Source organism: Candidatus Cardinium sp. cBcalN2 (genome assembly GCF_022810445.1).
GTDB lineage: Bacteria > Bacteroidota > Bacteroidia > Cytophagales > Amoebophilaceae > Cardinium.
The window spans coordinates 1-849 of the sequence record NZ_JAACGD010000165.1 but is presented as its reverse complement, the minus strand read 5'-3'; the positions used below and the strand labels follow the sequence as shown (position 1 = coordinate 849).

The window sequence follows — 849 nt, the reverse complement described above, 5'->3', positions numbered from 1 at the left end:
TGATGTAAGTTCATAATAGTTGTTGTTATTTATATCAACACAAATTAATAAATGTCAGATTAAATATCAACTACTACATAGTAGCTAATTTTACATAGGTGCGTTTTTTCTTTTTTTCATCCTATGCGGCTGAATAGATACTTTTGGGTGAACGGGCATTTTTTAGAGCGTTGTCTAGAAGAGCAATGCATGATACATGACTATTTACTTGGCAGAATTAATCGGAGTAGGGCCATCCTCATATTTTTGCATCGATCAGCACCTATTAATGCCCTAATTACTGCTACGTGACCTTGATGTTCTGCCATATGAAGCGAAGTACATCCTTGTTTATCTTTTTCATTGACCAGAATACCTGGAGATTCCAGTAATGCTTTAACCACTGCTACATGGCCTTTAGCTGATGCCATGTGAAGCGAGGTACGTCCTTTTTGATCTTTTTCATTGACCAGAATGCCTGGAGATTCCAGTAATGCTTTAACCACTGCTACATGGCCTTTAGCTGATGCCATGTGAAGCGGGGTACGTCCTTTTTGATCTTTTTCATTGACCAGAATGCCTGGAGATTCCAGTAATGCTTTAACCACTGCTACATGGGCTTCGTATGCTGCTATATGAAGGGGGGTAAGGCCTTTTCTATCTTTTGCATTGACCAAAATGCCTGGAGCATTCAGTAATACCTTAACTACCTCTAGATAGCCATTCCCTGATGCAATATAAAGCGGGGTCCATCCTTTTATATCTTTTTCATTGACCAGAATGCCTGGAGCTGCTATTAATGCCTTAACTACTGCTACATGGCCTAGGTATACTGCGATATGAAGGGGCATACAGTGATCTTCCTGTTTT

1 protein-coding gene is annotated in these 849 nt (G+C 39.8%); it reads right to left on the bottom strand.

Going from position 1 to position 849, the window contains the following annotated elements; all coding sequences use genetic code 11:
- Window positions 1–200 precede the first annotated feature (200 nt).
- A partial coding sequence (locus MUW74_RS04135; RefSeq protein WP_243553098.1) for an ankyrin repeat domain-containing protein occupies window positions 201–849 on the bottom strand: 649 nt, incomplete at its 5' end.